We start from the raw sequence: 16,699 nt of genomic DNA, 5'->3' as shown, positions 1-16,699 counted from the left end.
TGCGCCGGGCCCGGCGCGTGCTCGGGTCGCCGGGGGCCCGCCCCAACTGCGTCCCGACGGCCGTGTGTCGCCACGCGGCTCGCGGCGCGGCCCCGCGGGCCCCGGTTCCCCGATCGGCAAGTGACCTGAATCACGCTGGTGTTTGCGGTGGTGAATGCGGGGCATCGTGGACTGCTGGAGCGGAACCACGCCCTCCGGCCCCTCGGTGCCGGAGGCGGGGCGCACACGGGCAGATCCCGTCCCGCTCTACGGCCCCCGGTCCGCCGGCGCGCGCCGTACCCGTACGACCCGTGAGGTTTATGTGTCCACGCTCCAAGCCGAGCACGTCTACAAGGTGTTCGGACGACGACCCGACGACGCGGTCCGCGCGCTCGAAAGCGGCACCGACCGCAACGAGTTGCGCGCCGACGGCACCACGGCCGCAGTGATCGACGCCTCGTTCAGCGTCGAACCCGGCCAGATCTTCGTCGTGATGGGTCTGTCGGGATCCGGCAAGTCCACGCTGCTGCGCATGCTGAACGGACTGCTGGAGCCCACCGCGGGACGCATCCTCTTCGGCGGCCAGGACCTCACCGCGCTCAGCGCGCGCGAGCTGCGCCGCGTACGGTCCACGAAGATCTCCATGGTCTTCCAGCACTTCGCGCTCTTCCCGCACCGGAACGTCCTGGAGAACGCCGGCTACGGCCTGGAGGTGCAGGGCGTCCCCCGCGCCGAGCGCGACCGCCGCGCCGCCGAGGCCCTGGCCCTGTGCGGCCTGGAGGGCTGGGAGAAGTCCTGGCCCGACGAGCTCTCCGGCGGCATGCAGCAGCGGGTCGGCCTCGCCCGGGCCCTGGCCACCGACGCCGACCTCCTCCTCATGGACGAGTCCTTCAGCGCGCTCGACCCGCTGATCCGCCGTGACATGCAGGACCAGCTGCTGGAGCTCCAGCAGCGCTTCAAGAAGACCATCGTCTTCATCACCCACGACCTCAACGAGGCCATGCGCATCGGCGACGGCATCGCCGTCATGCGCGACGGCCGGATCGTCCAGCAGGGCACCGCCGAGGACATCCTCACCCGCCCCGCCGACGACTACGTCGCCTCCTTCATCCAGGACGTCGACCGTTCGCGGGTGCTCACGGCCGACGCCGTCATGGACCAGCCCGACGCGGACGTGGAAGCCTGCGGCTGTCCGACCGTCCACGGCGACACCCCGCTGGCGGACCTGTGCGCGGTCAGCGCCCGGGTCCCGCACGCCGTCGCCGTCACCGACGCGGAAGGCGCCGTCGTCGGATCCGTGCCGCAGGACCGGCTCATCGCCTTCCTCGGCGACGAGCAACGGCCGCCGATGGCGTGTGCGGAGGTGGCCGCCTGATGCCCCGCCTGCACCTCGGCGCCTGGGTCGACAGCGGTGTCGACTTCCTCCAGAGCCACCTGTCCTGGCTGTTCGACGCCATCAGCGCGCTCGTGACCGGCCTCTACGACGGCATCGACGCCGTCCTCTCCGCCCCCGCCCCGCTGCTGTTCGCGGGCATCCTCGCGCTGGGCGCCTGGTGGCTGCGCGGGCTCCTCGCGGGCCTGCTGGCCTTCGCCGGCCTCGCGCTCATCGACTCCGTCGGCCTGTGGTCCGACGCGATGTCCACGCTCTCCCTCGTCCTGGTAGCGACCCTCGTCACGCTGGTCTTCGCGATCCCGCTCGGCATCTGGGCCTCCAGGTCCGACCGGGTCAGCGCCGTCCTGCGACCTGTCCTGGACTTCATGCAGACCATGCCCGCCATGGTCTACCTCATTCCCGGAATCATCTTCTTCGGGGTGGGCGTGGTGCCCGGCATCATCGCGACCATCATCTTCTCGCTGCCGCCGGGCGTACGGATGACCGAGCTCGGCATCCGCCAGGTCGACGCGGAACTGGTCGAGGCCGCGGAGGCCTTCGGCACCACCCCGCGCGACACCCTCTTCCGCGTGCAACTGCCCCTGGCCCTGCCGACGATCATGGCGGGCGTCAACCAGGTCATCATGCTCGGCCTGTCCATGGTCGTCATCGCCGGCATGGTCGGCGGCGGCGGACTCGGCGGCGCCGTGTACCGCGCCATCGGCAACGTCGACATCGGCCTCGGCTTCGAGGCCGGCATCTCCATCGTCATCCTGGCCATGTACCTGGACCGGATGACCGGCGCCCTCGGCCGTCAGGTCTCCCCGCTCGGCCGGCGCGCCCTGGCCAAGGCGAGGGCCGCGGCCACCGGCGCCGCCAAGGTGTGGAACCACCGCCCCCAGCCCGTCCACGCCCTCAGCGGCGTCGTCGTGCTCGCGCTCGTCGCGGGCGGCCTCGCCACCTTCGGCGGCTCCACCGCCGACGACGGACCGGCAGGCGCGGCGAACATCGGCAAGGGCCGCACGGTCTCCGTCGGATACATCCCCTGGGACGAAGGCATCGCCTCCACCTTCCTGTGGAAGGAGCTGCTGGAGCGGCGCGGCTTCAAGGTCGACGCCCGTCAGCTGGAGGCCGGAGCCCTCTACACCGGCCTGGCCGGCGGCCAGCTCGACTTCCAGACCGACTCCTGGCTGCCCGTCACGCACGCGCAGTACTGGGAGAAGTACGGGAACAAGCTGGAGGACCTCGGGTCCTGGTACGGCCCCACCTCGCTGGAGCTGTCCGTGCCCTCGTACATGAAGGACGTCCGCTCGCTCGCCGACCTCAAGGGCAAGGCCGGTCAGTTCAAGGGCCGCATCATCGGCATCGAGCCGAGCGCCGGTGCCATGTCCATCCTCAAGGACAAGGTCCTGAAGGAGTACGGACTCGAAGGCGAGTACCAGGTCGTCGACGGCTCCACGCCCGGCATGCTCGCCGAGCTCAAGCGGGCCTACGAGAAGAAGGAGCCCGTGGCCGTCGTGCTGTGGTCCCCGCACTGGGCGTACTCCACGTACGACCTGACCAAGCTGGAGGACCCGAAGGCCGCCTGGGGCAAGGGCGACGGGATCCACACCCTGGCCCGCAAGGGCTTCGCCGCCGACGAGCCCGAGGTGGCCCGCTGGCTGCGCTCGTTCAAGCTCAGCGAGGAGCAGCTGACCGGCCTGGAGGCGAAGATCCAGGAAACCGGGAAGGGCAAGGAGCAGGAGGCGGTCCGCGCTTGGCTGGCGGACCACCCCGAGGTCGACCAGCTCGTCTGACGGCGAGCGGCGAAGGCGCCGGCGCGCGCGGGACCGTACGGGTTCCCGCGCACGCCGGCGCCTTTCGTGCGGCCCGCGGTCGGTTCAGCGGACCAGGAGCTCGCGGTCGGCTCAGCCGACCAGGACGCGGTCCGCTGCCTCCTTCGGACCGTCGGCCCCACGGGAGCGTCGGCGCGGCCGCACCGGCCACCATGTGGAGCGGCCCAGCAGGGCGGCCAGCGCGGGCACCAGCACGATCGACAGGACGAACGCGGAGAGCAGGATCCCGAGGGCCGTCGCGAAGCCGATCTGCTGGGTGGACGGGGCCGGGGTGACGGCCAGGCTCCCGAAGGACGCGGCCAGCACCAGCCCCGCCGTGGCGATGGCGGGGGCCGTGTGCCGCACGGCGCGGCCCACCGCCGCCCGTGCCGGGCCCGGCCGCTCCATCTCCTCCCGGATCCGGTCGCTCATCAGGATGTTGTAGTCGGTGCCCAGCGCGACGACGAACAGGAACAGCACGAGCGGGAGGGTGAAGTCCACCCCGGGCCGGTCCAGGGCGTGCTGGAACACCAGGGTCGAGGCGCCGAGGGTCGCGGCGAACCCGAGCCCGACCGCGGCCAGCAGGATCACCGGCGCGAGCAGGCTGCGCAGCAGCGCGAGCAGGATCAGCGCGATGAGCACGGCGGCCACCGGGAAGACCACCTTGAGGTCCTTGTCCACCGCGGTCGAGATGTCGGCGAAGAGCGCCGGCGTACCGCCCACGTGCGCCTCCGTACCGGCGGGCGCGTGGGCCCGTACCGCGGCCCTGACCGGGCCGGTGACCAGATCGCGCGCCTCCTTGCGCTGCGGGTCGACGGTCAGGAACAGGTCGATCCGCGCCGCCCGCCGGTCCTCGCTCAGCACGGTCCCCGCGACCTGGCCCACGCCGCCGACCCCGGAGAGGGCCTTGGCCAGCCCGCCCAGGCCCTCGGTGGTGAGCGTGCCGCCGTCGGAGGCCGTGACGAACACGCTGGTCGGGTCGGACACCCCGGCCGGCAGGGCGCGCGAGATCTCCGCGGCGGTCGCGACCGCGGCGGTCCGCTCCGCCCCCGCTCCACCCTGCCCGTAGTCCATGCGCATCCCCACGACACCGGCGGCCAGCGTGCCGAGCAGTGCCACCGAGCCCAGGACCAGCGCCAGCGGCCGTCGCGCCACCCGGTCGCCCAGCCGCGCGGCCGAGCCGGCGCGGGGCGCGTGCCGCAGGGCGCGGGAGGGCCAGAACATCCTGCGCCCGGTGACCGCCAGCAGGGCCGGCATCAGGGTCAGGCTGCCCAGCAGCATCACCAGTACGGACAAGGCGATGGCCGGCCCGAGCACCCGGAACTGGCCGAAGGAGGCGACCCCGAGGGTGGCGAACGCGGCGACGATGGTCAGCGCCGCGGAGGTGATGGCCGTACCCACCCGCCCGGCGACCTCGGCGGCCGCCTCGCGCCCGGACTGCCCGGGGTGTTCGCGCAGTTGCTCGCGGAAGCGGAAGAGGAGGAAGAGGAAGTAGTCGATGCCGATGCCCACCAGCACCACGCTGATCAGCCCCGGCGTGGAATCGGCCAGTCCGGTCCCGGTGAGCAGCGCCGCGCCGACCACGACGCCGGCCGCGGCGCCGCCGATCACGGAGACCGCGAGCAGCGGCAGCAGGGCCGCCAGGACGCTGCGGAAGACCAGTACGTGCAGCAGGACGATGACCCCGAGCATGAGCGCCCCGACCACCGCCGTCCTGGTCTTCTCCGCGTCCGCCGTGTCCACCCGGTCGGCGATCCCCCCGGTGAAGCCGGTCCGCAGTCCCTCCGCCGCGAACGCGTCCCGGGCCGAATCCCGGAAGGCGCGGTAGGTGTCCTGCACTCCGGGATCGGCGGGATTTCCGGTCAGTTCGACGGAGAGCAGGCGGAAGGAGCGGTCGGGCGCCGTCATGGCCGGGCTGACCCGGGGAATCTGCGAGTGGTCCGCGGCGAGGGGCATCGTGTCCTCGGTCCGGGGCATGGTGACCCGCTTCCGGGCCAGCTGCGCGGCCAGCGCGTCGATGCGCTGCTCGTCGGCGGCGCCGAGCGGCGCGTCGTCCGAGCGGGCCACCAGCAGGGTCAGGAGGTTGGCGTCCGGCTTCACGCCGAACCGCTCCTCCGCGATCTTCAGGGCGGCCGCCGAGTCGTAGTGCGCGGGCAGGAACCCGCCGTTGCCCGGCTGGGTGGCGCGGAAGACGAACGCCTGGCCCAGGATGGTGGCTGCGATACCCAGGACCGCCCACAGGGCGATGACCTTCCATGGACTTCGCGTCGAGAATCGGGTCAGGGCGCGGATCACTGGTCTTCCTCCGGTCTGTGCGGTACGGCCGGGGTTCCCGGCCTGACTCCAGACCATCAGCCGGGAGCGGGGAAAACGTCGGGGCGGGGGAGGATCCGCACCACGGGACCGGGGTCCGTACGGGCGCACCGACCAGGACCGGAGTCCTGGTACGGGCCCCTACCGAGGACCGGTGGCAGGGGACGGGGGCGGTGCCAGAATGGATCACCGGAGAGCGCGGCCGCGCGAGCCCGGCACCTGCCGGGAGAGGTGGTCGACGGGGGAGGACCGGCAGCATGGGTGTGGGTGTGGGTGTGGGTGTGGGTGTGGGTGTGGGGTCGGATGTGGGTGTGGGGCCGGGGGAGGGCCGGGACACGGGCCGCGACACCGGCGGCCATGCGAGGGGCCGCGAAACCGGCAGCCCCGACATCGGCCCCGGCATCGGAAGCCGCGGCAGCGGCCGGGCCGCCGCCCCGGGCGCGGACCGCGGAGCCGCGCGCTCACCGTGGACCCGTAACGACGCCCTCGTGGCGGTCGCGGCCGGCACCATCGACCTCGTCGGCTACTCCCTGGGCATGCAGACCGAGGGCCGCGTCCTGAGCGTGACCGCGGCCCTCTCCCTGGTCCTCTCGGCGATGCCCCTGATCGCCCGGCGCGCGCGGCCGCTGACGGTGCTCGCCGCGGTACTGGCCCTGGGCGCACTGGTGAACGTGGCCACCCCGCCGACCCCGCACTTCACCCTCACCCTGATGGTGGCCCTCTACACGGTGGCCCGGTTCAGCCGCCCCGCCGTGGCCGCGTCGGCGGCGGTCGTGGCGGTGCCGCTGATCTCCGCCGGCCAGGGCGGCTGGCCCCTGCCCTTCGGCTGGTCGGGCCTGATCGCAAACGTGATCGGCACCCTCGGCTCCGTGGGCGCGGCCGCCGTGGTCAACCACCGGCAGCGGGAGGCCGAGGTCCACCGGACCCTGCTCGCGGACCGGGCGGTGGCCGAGGAACGCCGCCGGATCGCCCGCGAACTGCACGACATCGTCGCCCACCACATCACCACCATGCAGCTGATGGCGGGCGGGGCCCGGGCGAACCTGGCGCACGACCCGGAGGTCGTCCGGGAGGCCCTGGTCACCCTGGAGGACTCCGGGCGGATGGCGCTGCGCGAGATGCGCCAACTCCTCGACGTCCTGCGGGCCGGGGAGGAGCCGGAGCACACCCCGCCGGCTCCCCAGCCCGGGGCCGGCGACCTCGACCGGATCGTCACCGAGTCCCGGCTGGCCGGCACCGAGACCGAGTTCACCGTGGACGGCCCGGTCCGCCCGCTCCCGCCGACCGTGGGCCTCACCGTCTTCCGCATCGTGCAGGAGGCGCTGACCAACACCCGCAAGCACGCGGGACAGGCGCGGGCCCAGGTACGGCTCACCTACCGCCGGGACGAGGTGGCCGTGGAGGTGCGCGACGACGGGGCGGGAGCGCAGGCACCGGCCTCCCGGCCCGCGGCGCGCCCCGGGTACGGTCTGATCGGCATGCACGAACGTGTCGCCCTGCAGGGCGGAACCCTGGAGGCCGCCCCACTCGAAGGCGGAGGCTTCCGAGTGGCGGCCCGCCTCCCGGTCCCGGTCGCGGGCCCCGGGTACGGCGAGAGAGAGGAACAGCAGCGATGATCCGCGTGCTCATAGCCGACGACCAGCCGCTGGTGCGGCGCGGCCTGGCCCTGATCCTGGGCCCCGACCCGGAGTTCGAGGTCGTCGGCGAGGCCGAGGACGGGGCCCGGGCCGTCGCCCTCGCCCGGGAGCTGCGGCCCGACGTGGTCGTCATGGACATCCGCATGCCGGTCCTCGACGGGGTCCAGGCCACCGAGGAACTCGCGCGGACGCTCCCCTCGACCCGCGTTCTCGCCCTCAGCACCTTCGACATGGACGAGTACGTGGTCGCCGCCCTGCGCGCCGGCGCGTACGGCTTCCTGCCCAAGGACATCTCCCCGGAGGAGCTGATCGCCGCGGTCCGCATCGTCCACACCGGCGAGGCCGCCGTCGCGCCGCGGCTGCTGACCCGGCTCATCTCCGCCTACGTACGCACCCCCGTGCGGCCGCGGTCGTGGGCCGCCGAGACCCCGGCCGACCTCACCCCGCGCGAACTGGAGATCTGGCGTCTGCTGGCCGGCGGCCGGGGCAACGCCGAGATCGCCCTGGACCTGGACATCAGCGTCTCCACGGTCAAGAACCACATCACCGGGATCTTCGGCAAGTTGGGCGTCCGCGACCGCGCCCAGGCGGTGATCGCGGCCTACGAATCCGGCCTGGTCGAGGCCGGCTGCGCGAGCGGTTGATCACCAAGTGCCCGCAAGAGCACCGGAATTTTCCTGGTGACCGCACCTCTGACCAGCCAAAACACTGGATGATTCGCCCGTGCGGAGAAGGGCACCTCCATGGCACAGTGCGATCAGCCCGACCGCACGCACGACCAGGGAGCCTCCATGCGCGATCCGCACGCCACGCCGCTCGCGGCCGCCCCCGACCGCGCGCCGGAGGCGGAGCCGGGCCCGCTGCCCCGCTGTCCCGTGTGCGAGGGCGCACCCGAACGCATCTCCTGGCGCCAGCGCCCCGGCCGGCCGGTGACGCTGGCCTTCGACCCCTGCGGCCACCACTGGTCGACCCCGGCCCCACCGCGCCTCGCGGTCACCCCGCCCCCACGCCCCGGCCGCGCCACCTGAGGACGCGTACGAGTGGCCGGGTCAGTGGAGCGGGTCCGTCGCCAGCCGGGCGTGCAGTTCCACGTCGTGCCGGACGCCGTCGTACGCGAGCCTCTGCCGCTGCAGTCCCTCGACGGTGAACCCCGCGGCACGAGCGACCCGGCAGGACGCCGGATTGTTCACCCGGTGCCCCAGCTCCAGCCGGAAGAGCCCCGCGTCGTCGAAGGCCCACTGCGAGAGTGTCCGGCAGGCCTCGGAGGCCACGCCCCGGCCGCGGGCCACGGCTGTCGTCCAGTAGGACACCCACCCGGTCGCGTGCTGCCGGTTCACCGCACCGACCGAAACGTTGCCGAGTACGGTCCCGTCACCCTCGACCACGGCGAAGGCAAAGGCAGAGCCCTGCGCCCATTGACCGCCGCGTTCGGCGATCCACGACTCGGCAGCCCGAACCGAATCCACCTGCTCACTGCTCTGACCGCGCATGAGCGGGTCGGCGAACGCGGCCCGCACCGCTGCTGCATCTCCCGGGGTCCAGCGCCGCAGCACCAGACCTGACGAGGTCTCCACATGATCACGCACATGACGAGTATTCCTGCCGCGGCATGGCCGTGCGTCGGCCCCTCCACGGGGCCAGGGGTGGGCCAACCAGTCGGAGGCGCAGGCCGCCACCACGGACCCTTGGTGTCCGCGGCCCGCTACTGAGCCGCATCGTCGGTCAGGTCACGGCTCGCCTCCCACAGCCGTGCCGCGACGGCGGGGTCGGCGAGGTGGTTCCACACCGGTTCGCGCCGTGGCTCGCCGCGCAGGCCGAAGACGCGCGGTCCCCACAGCTGGCCTCCCCGCACGGCCGGGTCGAGCACCGCCCGGACCGCGGGCCGGGCGCCGGCGTGCTTGCCCTGGAGGAGGAGAGCCGCGGGTGCCGCGCCCAGCCGTGCGCCGGTGGTCCGCACGTGGACCGGTGGGCGTGACGGGGTGAGGGAGTCCAGCGCGCCGCCGGGATGGACCACCACGCTCGCGACCGTGCTGCCGCAAGCGCGCAGGCGGCGGTCGAGTTCGACGCCGAAGTACATCTGGGCCAGCTTGGAGCGTCCGTAGGTGCGCTTGGGCCGGTAGTCCTTCCGGGACTGCAGGTCGTCGAGGTCGAGCCGCTCGGACTTCGCCGCGAAGCTGCCCATGGTCACCACGCGGGCCGCTGGCGCGGCCGACAGCAACGGCATCAGCCACCGGGTCAGGACGAAGTGCCCGAGGTGGTTCGTGCCGAACATGAGCTCGTGACCGTCCCCGGTCTCCTGGCGCGGCGGGTCGTCAAGGGCGACGCCGGCGTTGTGGACCACCGCGTCGAGGCGTTCCACCCCCAGTGATTCCACCGCTGGCCCGAGCGACGAGAGGTCGGCGAGGTCCAGCCGTACGGCGCGTACGGCTGCGCCGGGGACGCGCGCACGGATCGAAGCCTGGGCGGCTTCGGCCTTGGCGGGGTTCCGGCTGCCGAGGACGACGGTGGCTCCGGTCGCCGACAACTGCTCCGCGACGAAGTACCCGATGCCGGCGTTGCCGCCGGTGACCAGGAAGACGCGGCCATCGGCACCGGGCAGGCGGCGGGGATTCCAGGGCGGGGCGGAAGACGTGGACGACATGGCGGCGGGGTCCCTTGCTGTCGGAGGCGGATGCGGCTGCCCCCTCGGGCAACTCGACACCCACCGTTCCAGCGGCCACCGACACATCGCCGATGGATCGGCGACAGTCCCGCCGGACGACCGACATCCCGCGGACGCGGCGCCGGCCCGCGCGCCGCCGGCGCCCCGTATCGTCCCGCACGCGGCCGGGAGCGGCGCCCAGCCCCGGTCAGTCCCGGTAGACGAGGATGAAATCCCCGTAGGGGTACGTGCCGTGGCGGTCCGCCGTCTCGCCGAGGGCCCTGCGCAGCGTGCGCAGATGGCCTGCGGTGAGCTGGAGCGGCGGCTCGTCCGGCTGATGCGTGGTGCCGCGGGGGTAGTCCTCGCCCGCCGTGGTGGTCATCTCGATGTGGCAGCCGAGGACATGGCGGACCGGCCGGGTGGCGCAGAAGTCCAGCAGCCGGTCGACGGTGGCCGAGTAGGCCGTCCGGTCCTCGATGTAGAGCCGCCCCGGATAGAGGGAGTCGCCGGTCAGCAGCAGGCCGGTGTGGCGATCGTGGAAGACCAGGGCGGCCCGCTGGTGGCCGGGGCCGGGGATCAGGTCGAGGATCCGGCCGCCCAGGTCCAGTGCGCCGGTGCGGTGCGGCCAGTCGGTGAGGCCGAAGGAGGCCGTGACCTCGTCCAGTCCGGGTCCCACGACCGTGGTGAGGGGCCGGTCCGCGAACTGCGGGTCCGCCGCGACGTGGTCGCCGTGCCCGTGGGTGTGGGCGACCAGCAGCGAGTACGCGGGCCTCGGGTGGCGTTCCAGCCAGTCCGTGACGAGCCGGTCGACCGTTTCCCGCAGGGGGAAGTGGGCCGGGTCGGCGGACGCGCCCGTGTCGAGGAGCAGCGCCCGGTCATTGCCGAAGAGGAGGAAGAGGAACGGGGCTTCGTAGTGCACCGACTTGTTCTGGCGCAGGATCACCGTGTGTTCGGAGTAGGCGTGGACCTGGATCTCCGGGGCCGGGTCGTGCTTCGGGGAGGGCCAGCCCGCGTGCCAGACGACGTCGAGACTGCCTGAAACCGGGGCGCCCCGGAGAAAGTCGATCACGCGTCCAACCTACCCTCGTCGTCGGTCGCCGGGGAGCGAGCCGTCGGCCGGGCCCGCACAGCTGTCGGCGCCCGGATCGTGCGCTCCCCGATCGCGGTTTCGTGGTGACAGAGGATGCTCGAAGCTGCGTGATCTCGCTTGATTTCGAGCATCATCTTTCATCAAGGGCCGACGGAGCGCTATCTTGTCGGGCGCATGCCAAAGAGCTGTGTCCGCGCCGCGGACCGCACGAGGAGCTGCCCCATGAGACTGCCGAGCATCCGCAGGAGCCAGCGCCGACCAAACCAGCATGACGGGCAACGCCGATCAGGGGTCCGGGCGCACCCGGGCCGGCGCCGCCGCACCCCGGGCGCAGCCCTGCTCGCCGCCGCCCTCGCCGTCGCGGGCCTGGCCGCCGCGGGCCCCCTCGCCCCGCCCGCCGCCGCGGCCGGCGCTCCCCCCGCCGGGGCCGAGGCCACCGCGGGCGACGTCACCGGCTTCACCCGGTCCGGGAACACCTTCACCGTCACGGCGTCCGGCGGGGCCAAGGCCCGCGTCGTCGTCGCCCGCGCCGACATCTTCCGCCTCTGGCTCTCGCCCGACGGCACCTTCACCAACGACCCGGCCGGCTCCGACCTCGCCACCACCACCGACTTCGGCTCCGTGGCCACGTCCTGGTCCGACGCCGGCGCGTACTACCGGATCACCACCGGAGCCCTCTCCATCCGGGTCAACAAGGCGCCCCTGCGCTTCTCCGTCTACCGCGCCGACAACACCACCCCCGTCTGGCAGGAGACCCAGCCCACCAGCTGGACCGGCGGCCGGACCACCCAGTACCTCGCCCGCGGAGCGGACGAGCAGTTCTACGGAACCGGCCTGCGCCTGGGCGAATGGGCGCTGCGCGACAAGACCGTCCCGATCGCCGTCGACAACAGGTGGCGCGAGAACGACAACGCCAGCCCCGCCCCCTTCTACATGTCCACCAACGGCTACGGCGTCATGCGCAACACCTGGGCCCCGGGCTCGTACGGCTTCCACGCCCCCACCACCCTCACCCACGACGAGAAGCGCTTCGACGCCTGGTACTTCACCGGCGACTCCCTCAAGTCCGTGCTCGACGCGTACACCGACGTCAGCGGAAAGCCGTTCATGGCTCCGATGTGGGGCTTCGAGCTCGGCAACGCCGACTGCTTCAACGCCTCCAACCCCGACTACCAGGGCGACCACAACCGGCCGCGTCACCAGACCACCCCCGATGTCGTCGGCTACGCGACCGACGCCCGCGCCGCCGACATGCCCTCGGGCTGGTTCCTGCCCAACGACGGCTACGGCTGCGGCTACACCGCTCCCCTCAAGTCCACGGTGGACGCCCTCAAGGCCAAGGGATTCCAGACCGGCCTGTGGACCTCCACCGGCCTCGGCTCCATCGCCGACGAGGTGGGCACGGCCGGCAGCCGCGGGGTGAAGACCGACGTGGCGTGGATCGGCGGCGGCTACAAGTACGCCTTCGACGGCGTGCGGCAGGCCGTCGACGGGATCGAGAAGAACTCCGACGCCCGCCGCTACGTCTGGACCGTCGACGGCTGGGCGGGCACCCAGCGCAACGCCGTCGTCTGGACCGGCGACACCCACGGCACCTGGGACGACATGCGCTGGCACGTCCCCGCGATCACCGGAGCGGGCCTCTCCGGCCTCAACTACGCCGCCGGCGACGTCGACGGGATCTTCGGGGGCAGCCCCAAGACCTACACCCGCGACCTCCAGTGGAAGGCCTTCACCCCGGCCTTCATGACGATGTCCGGCTGGGGCGCGACCAACCCGTCCGCCGGCTACCAGGACAAACAGCCCTGGCGCTTCGCCGAGCCCTACCTCTCCATCAACCGCAAGTACCTCCAGCTCAAGATGCGGCTGATGCCGTACCTGTACACGATGAGCCGCGTCGCCCACGAGAGCGGCGTACCCAGCACCCGCGCCATGGTCCTGGAGTACCCCGACGACCCCATGGCCCGCGGGAACGCCACCAGCGGCCAGTTCATGGCCGGGGACTCCCTCCTCGTCGCGCCCGTCGTCTCCGACACCTCGGTCCGGGACGGCATCTACCTCCCCGCCGGGACCTGGACGGACTACTGGACGGGGAAGACCTACGCGGGCCCGGGCCGCCTCAACGGCTACCGGGCACCACTCGACACCCTCCCGCTCTTCGTCAAGGGCGGCGGCATCGTGCCGATGTGGCCGCAGATGAACCACACGGGGGAGAAGCCCGTCTCCACCCTCACCTACGACATCCACCCCCGCGGCACGTCCTCCTTCAGCCTCTACGAGGACGACGGCCGCACCCGCGCCTACCAGTCCGGCGCCTACGCCCGCCAGCGGGTCGACGTCGCCGCCCCGACGGCAGGCTCCGGCACGGTCACCGTCAACGTCGGCGCCCCCACCGGCAGTTACACCGGCAAGCCGGCCTCCCGCGGCTACGAGTTCACCCTCCACGTGGCCTCCGCGCCGACGGCCCTCACGGTGGACGGAGCCGCGTCGGTGCGCCTGACCTCCAAGGCCGCCTACGACTCCGCCGCATCGGGCTGGTTCTTCGACCCGGCGGACCGATCCGGGGTGCTCTGGGTCAAGACGGGCTCCAAGGCGGGCGCCTTCAGCGTCTCGGCCACCGGCACCAGCCTCCCCGCGGCCGAACCCCTCCCCTCCGCCGCCCCCATCGACCAGTCGGCCTGGTCCCTCGTCTACGCCGACAGCCAGGAGACCGGGGCCGAGAGCGGCGCCGCCGTCGGCGCCTTCGACGGGAACCCGGCCACGTTGTGGCACTCCGCCTGGTCCGGCGCGAAGCCCGCCGCGCTGCCGCACGAGATCCAGATCGACCTCGGCGCCCGTTACGCGGTCGACGGCCTCGGCTACCTGCCCCGCCAGGACGGCGGCGTCAACGGCCGGATCGGCGGCTACGAGGTCTACGTCTCCGACACCACCGCCGACTGGGGGCCACCGGTCGCGAGCGGCACCTTCCCCGACACGGCAGCCGCCAAGACCGCCCCCCTCACCCCGAAGACCGGCCGCTACCTGCGCCTCAAGGCCCTCACCGAGGCCGGCGGCCGCGGCCCCTGGACCAGCGCCGCCGAGATCACCCTCACCGGACGCCCGGCTCCGCTGCCCGCGGACGCCACCCTCGTCAACGCGGCCTCCGCGAGCTGCCTGGACCTGCCGCACAGCGCCACCACGCCGGGCACCGAACCCACCCTCTATACCTGCCACGGCGGGCCCAACCAGCGCTGGACCCTCCAGGGCGACGGCCGCCTCACCGGCCTCACCGGCGTCTGCCTCGACGGCGCGAACGCCGCTCGCGTCACCATCCGGACCTGCGACGGGAGCCCGGGGCAGACCTGGCAGGCGGGACCTCAGAGCACCCTGCGCACCACCGGCCAATGCCTCGCCCCGGCCGGCTCGGGCACCGCCAACGGCACCACCCTCACCCGCGCCGCCTGCGACGACACCCCGGCCCAGCGCTGGACCTTCACTCCCTGATCCCCGTCAGCCGCCGAGCACGGCCCGGCACTCCCGCCGGGCCGGCTCGCTCAGCAGCCCCCGGAACCGGCCGAACAACTGGAGGAGTGCGGCTCCCCACGCCTCACGGAAGGCGGGATCGATGCGCGCCAGGTCGAGCTCGTTGGCCGCCGACAGCTCGGCGAAGTCCCTGCGCAGCTGCACGGCGGGGGAGTGGACACGGCCGGTGAACCGGTCCCGGAAGGCGGCCTCCCCGTCGGCGAGCGTCGGATACGAGGCCGCCCGGTCGCAGGCGGCGTAGAGGTACACGATCGCCTCGGCCTCCTCGCCGATCACCTCGGCGAGCTCGGCCCGCCGAGCGAGCGGCAGCAGGGCCGTGGGGAACCCGTCCGTACCGTAGAAGGCGTGGCACAGGCCCGCCCGTTGCAGCGCGGGCCGCGCACCCCAGGACGCGAGCAGCCCCCGTACGCGCTCCAGGTGCGTGAGCAGAGTCCCGCCGGGGTGGGCGAGGTCCTGCGCACCGAGCTCCCGCAACCATGCGACGGCGCGCTCCGACACGGGTACTCCCTCGGTCGTGGTGGTTGGGTCGGCACCCGTCCACACCATTCGCCGGGGGTCCGGACCCCGTGGCGAAGGCGGGGACGGGTTGCCGCCCGGGCCCTGCATTGATCTTGTTCCAGCCGAAACCCCAAGTCAATCCTCCGGTTTGCTCCCCACATCCAAGCGATATCTTGGGGTCTCGTGACCCTCGACGATCTTCGTGTGTTCGTGGCCGTCTGCCGTGCCGGCAGCCTCAGCGCCGTCGCCCGCGACCTCGGCTGCACCCAGTCGGCCGTCAGCCAGCACGTCCGCCGCCTGGAGAAGCAGACCGGCGCGAGCCTCCTGGAGCGCCACGCCCGGGGCGTCGTGCCCACCGAGGCGGGCCGGATCCTCCAGGCCGCCGCCGCGGACGGCATCGCCGGTCTCGACGGAGCCCTGCGCCGCGTGGACGACCTCGTACGGGGCGGCGGCGGCTCGGTGCGCGTCACCACCGGCGCGACGACCGTGCGGCACTTCATGTCCGAGGCCGTCGTCACCTTCCGCCGCCTCCACCCCGGGGTGAGCCTGGAGTTCCAGACCGAGAACTCCAGCCGCAGCTGCTTCGACGCCCTCGCCGCCGACGACCTCGATCTCGCCTGGATCACCATCGGCAGACCGGTCCGCGGCATCGAACAGCGCCCGGTCATGGAACTGCCCTGGGTGCTCGCCGTCCGCGCCGACGACCCCCTCGCCGCCCGCCCGTGCATCGATCCCGCCGACCTCGCCGGCATCCGGCACATCCGGCTCCCGGAGAACTCCGCCTCCCGCGCCCACCTCGACGCCGCCTTCGCCGAGTCCGGCATCCACGTACGCTCCGACACCAGCGTGGCCGACTGGGACACCGCACTGCTCCTCGCCGAACTGGGCCTGGGCCACGCCGTCGTGCCCGCGCTGCCCGGCTGGCAGGTCCCCGGCGCCGACGGCCCGCTGCGCCTCGTACGCGTTCCCGCCCTGCCGCCGCTCGCGGTGGGCTGGGCGGTCCGCCGCTGGGCCGCCCTCGCCCCGCCGGCCCTCGTCTTCGCCGACGAGGTCGCCCGCAGCTGCCGGGCGCGCGCTGCCGGGCAGCGGTGACGCCCGCCCGCCCCGGTGCACCCGGCCGCCACCGGGTTCGGCGGCTGACGAGGACGCGGGGCGCGGGGCGGAGGATGATGGAGTGGCCGGGGACGAAGGCCAGGCGTGATCCCGCGGCCCGGCGGAGGAGGTGCACGTGCCATGACGGAGCACGACGGCGGTCCGGCGGCGCGGAATCTGGAGGAGGGCAGGCTCCTCAAGGAGCTGGAGGCCATCCACCGCACGCGCCACGAGACCCTGCTGCACGGGTCCGACGACGCGCTGGTCACCCACACGAAGCGGATGAACGAGCTGGAGCACGAGTACGTACGCCGCCATCCGCAGCGGGCCCAGACCGCGGGTCGCACCCGCTCCGGGGCCCGTGCCCGCGGCGGCGAGTAGTCACCGCGGGCACGTCCCGTACCCGGCGGCCGGCCGGGGGAGATATCCCCTCCGACCGGCCATTCCTTCGGCTTGCGGGACGGGTGGCGGGACGGGCTACGAGACGGGGTCGAGCAGCGGGCCGAAGGCGGTCGGCAGGCGCTTCCACGCCTCCGGCCCGGCGGCGTACTCGGCGTCGGTCAGCAGGCACGGCTCGAGGAGCCGCGCCGCCAGCCCATCGCGGTCGAGACCGGGTGAGGTGAAGACCAGGTGCTGGCAGCAGTCGCCGTGCTCGGGGTGCCAGCCCAGAGCGGCGGCCGCCCTGCGTACGAGAGGCACCATCTCCCGTCCGCGTGGAGCCCGCCGACGATGACGACGGGC

The 16,699-nt window shown here is 73.2% G+C and carries 13 protein-coding genes and 1 pseudogene; 8 read left to right on the top strand and 6 right to left on the bottom strand.

Annotated features, from left to right (window positions below; genetic code table 11):
• The first annotated feature begins 301 nt into the window (after window positions 1-301).
• The gene (locus tag IF88_RS0117385; protein WP_030712419.1) at window positions 302-1,354 is read left to right on the top strand and encodes a quaternary amine ABC transporter ATP-binding protein; all 1,053 of its coding nucleotides are present in this window, start codon (window positions 302-304) and stop codon (window positions 1,352-1,354) included.
• Window positions 1,354-3,147, top strand: a complete 1,794-nt coding sequence (locus IF88_RS0117380) for an ABC transporter permease/substrate binding protein (RefSeq protein ID WP_030712416.1) — start codon at window positions 1,354-1,356, stop codon at window positions 3,145-3,147. Before IF88_RS0117385 ends, IF88_RS0117380 begins: the two co-directional genes overlap by 1 nt.
• 111 nt (window positions 3,148-3,258) lie before the next feature.
• Here IF88_RS0117380 and IF88_RS0117375 read toward each other — a convergent pair whose 3' ends face one another.
• A complete protein-coding gene (locus IF88_RS0117375; RefSeq protein ID WP_078892942.1) occupies window positions 3,259-5,460 on the bottom strand; it encodes an MMPL family transporter in 2,202 nt (733 codons plus the stop codon).
• A 311-nt stretch (window positions 5,461-5,771) separates the two neighbouring features.
• Between IF88_RS0117375 and IF88_RS0117370 the strand changes: the two genes are divergently transcribed.
• The 3 genes from IF88_RS0117370 to IF88_RS0117360 all read left to right on the top strand — a co-directional run bounded on the left by IF88_RS0117370 (window position 5,772) and on the right by IF88_RS0117360 (window position 8,143).
• On the top strand, window positions 5,772-7,094 hold the full coding sequence (locus IF88_RS0117370) for a sensor histidine kinase (protein ID WP_234323569.1): 1,323 nt from the start codon (window positions 5,772-5,774) through the stop codon (window positions 7,092-7,094).
• The gene (locus IF88_RS0117365) at window positions 7,091-7,759 is read left to right on the top strand and encodes a response regulator (RefSeq protein WP_037806117.1); all 669 of its coding nucleotides are present in this window, start codon (window positions 7,091-7,093) and stop codon (window positions 7,757-7,759) included. The genes IF88_RS0117370 and IF88_RS0117365 overlap by 4 nt, the downstream gene beginning before the upstream one ends.
• A 99-nt stretch (window positions 7,760-7,858) precedes the next feature.
• Complete coding sequence (locus tag IF88_RS0117360) at window positions 7,859-8,143, top strand: hypothetical protein (protein ID WP_030712405.1); 285 nt, start codon at window positions 7,859-7,861, stop codon at window positions 8,141-8,143.
• A gap of 21 nt (window positions 8,144-8,164) precedes the next feature.
• Here the strand turns inward: IF88_RS0117360 and IF88_RS0117355 are convergent, their stop codons facing one another.
• The 3 genes from IF88_RS0117355 to IF88_RS0117345 all read right to left on the bottom strand — a co-directional run bounded on the left by IF88_RS0117355 (window position 8,165) and on the right by IF88_RS0117345 (window position 10,825).
• Window positions 8,165-8,701, bottom strand: a complete 537-nt coding sequence (locus IF88_RS0117355) for a GNAT family N-acetyltransferase (RefSeq protein ID WP_030712396.1) — start codon at window positions 8,699-8,701, stop codon at window positions 8,165-8,167.
• Between the two features lie 116 nt (window positions 8,702-8,817).
• Window positions 8,818-9,756, bottom strand: coding sequence for an SDR family NAD(P)-dependent oxidoreductase (locus IF88_RS0117350; protein WP_030712394.1), 939 nt, complete (start codon window positions 9,754-9,756; stop codon window positions 8,818-8,820).
• A 208-nt stretch (window positions 9,757-9,964) separates the two neighbouring features.
• Window positions 9,965-10,825: an MBL fold metallo-hydrolase gene (locus tag IF88_RS0117345; RefSeq protein ID WP_030712391.1), complete on the bottom strand. Its 861-nt coding sequence runs from the start codon at window positions 10,823-10,825 to the stop codon at window positions 9,965-9,967.
• Between the two features lie 243 nt (window positions 10,826-11,068).
• Between IF88_RS0117345 and IF88_RS0117335 the strand changes: the two genes are divergently transcribed.
• Window positions 11,069-14,329 carry a TIM-barrel domain-containing protein gene (locus IF88_RS0117335; protein ID WP_078892941.1) on the top strand — a complete coding sequence of 1,087 codons (3,261 nt, stop codon included), beginning with the start codon at window positions 11,069-11,071 and terminating at the stop codon, window positions 14,327-14,329.
• Between the two features lie 6 nt (window positions 14,330-14,335).
• Here the strand turns inward: IF88_RS0117335 and IF88_RS0117330 are convergent, their stop codons facing one another.
• Window positions 14,336-14,866: a DUF6817 domain-containing protein gene (locus IF88_RS0117330; RefSeq protein WP_030712386.1), complete on the bottom strand. Its 531-nt coding sequence runs from the start codon at window positions 14,864-14,866 to the stop codon at window positions 14,336-14,338.
• 183 nt (window positions 14,867-15,049) lie between these two features.
• Here IF88_RS0117330 and IF88_RS0117325 point away from each other — a divergent pair, with 183 nt between their 5' ends.
• Together IF88_RS0117325 and IF88_RS0117320 are read left to right on the top strand one after the other, a co-directional pair.
• Window positions 15,050-15,958, top strand: a complete 909-nt coding sequence (locus tag IF88_RS0117325; RefSeq protein WP_030712381.1) for a LysR family transcriptional regulator — start codon at window positions 15,050-15,052, stop codon at window positions 15,956-15,958.
• 141 nt (window positions 15,959-16,099) lie between these two features.
• Window positions 16,100-16,339 (top strand): DUF6158 family protein, encoded by a 240-nt coding sequence (locus IF88_RS0117320; RefSeq protein ID WP_030712377.1) that lies wholly within the window; start codon window positions 16,100-16,102, stop codon window positions 16,337-16,339.
• A gap of 96 nt (window positions 16,340-16,435) precedes the next feature.
• Here the strand turns inward: IF88_RS0117320 and IF88_RS0117315 are convergent.
• Window positions 16,436-16,663: pseudogene (locus IF88_RS0117315) on the bottom strand (cobalamin biosynthesis protein CobW); the annotation flags it as partial.
• Window positions 16,664-16,699 lie beyond the last annotated feature (36 nt).

The organism is Streptomyces sp. NRRL F-2580 (assembly GCF_000720115.1).
Classification (GTDB): Bacteria; Actinomycetota; Actinomycetes; order Streptomycetales; family Streptomycetaceae; genus Streptomyces.
This window is presented reverse-complemented; position numbering and strand designations above follow the sequence as displayed.

Bases quoted from the DNA above. Each gene is read 5' to 3' on its own strand.
- IF88_RS0117365 (WP_037806117.1), top strand. From the start codon at position 7,091: ATGATCCGCGTGCTCATAGCCGACGACCAGCCGCTGGTGCGGCGCGGC.
- IF88_RS0117320 (WP_030712377.1), top strand. From the start codon at position 16,100: ATGACGGAGCACGACGGCGGTCCGGCGGCGCGGAATCTGGAGGAGGGC.
- IF88_RS0117360 (WP_030712405.1), top strand. From the start codon at position 7,859: ATGGCACAGTGCGATCAGCCCGACCGCACGCACGACCAGGGAGCCTCC.
- IF88_RS0117335 (WP_078892941.1), top strand. From the start codon at position 11,069: ATGAGACTGCCGAGCATCCGCAGGAGCCAGCGCCGACCAAACCAGCAT.
- IF88_RS0117350 (WP_030712394.1), bottom strand. From the start codon at position 9,756: ATGTCGTCCACGTCTTCCGCCCCGCCCTGGAATCCCCGCCGCCTGCCC.
- IF88_RS0117380 (WP_030712416.1), top strand. From the start codon at position 1,354: ATGCCCCGCCTGCACCTCGGCGCCTGGGTCGACAGCGGTGTCGACTTC.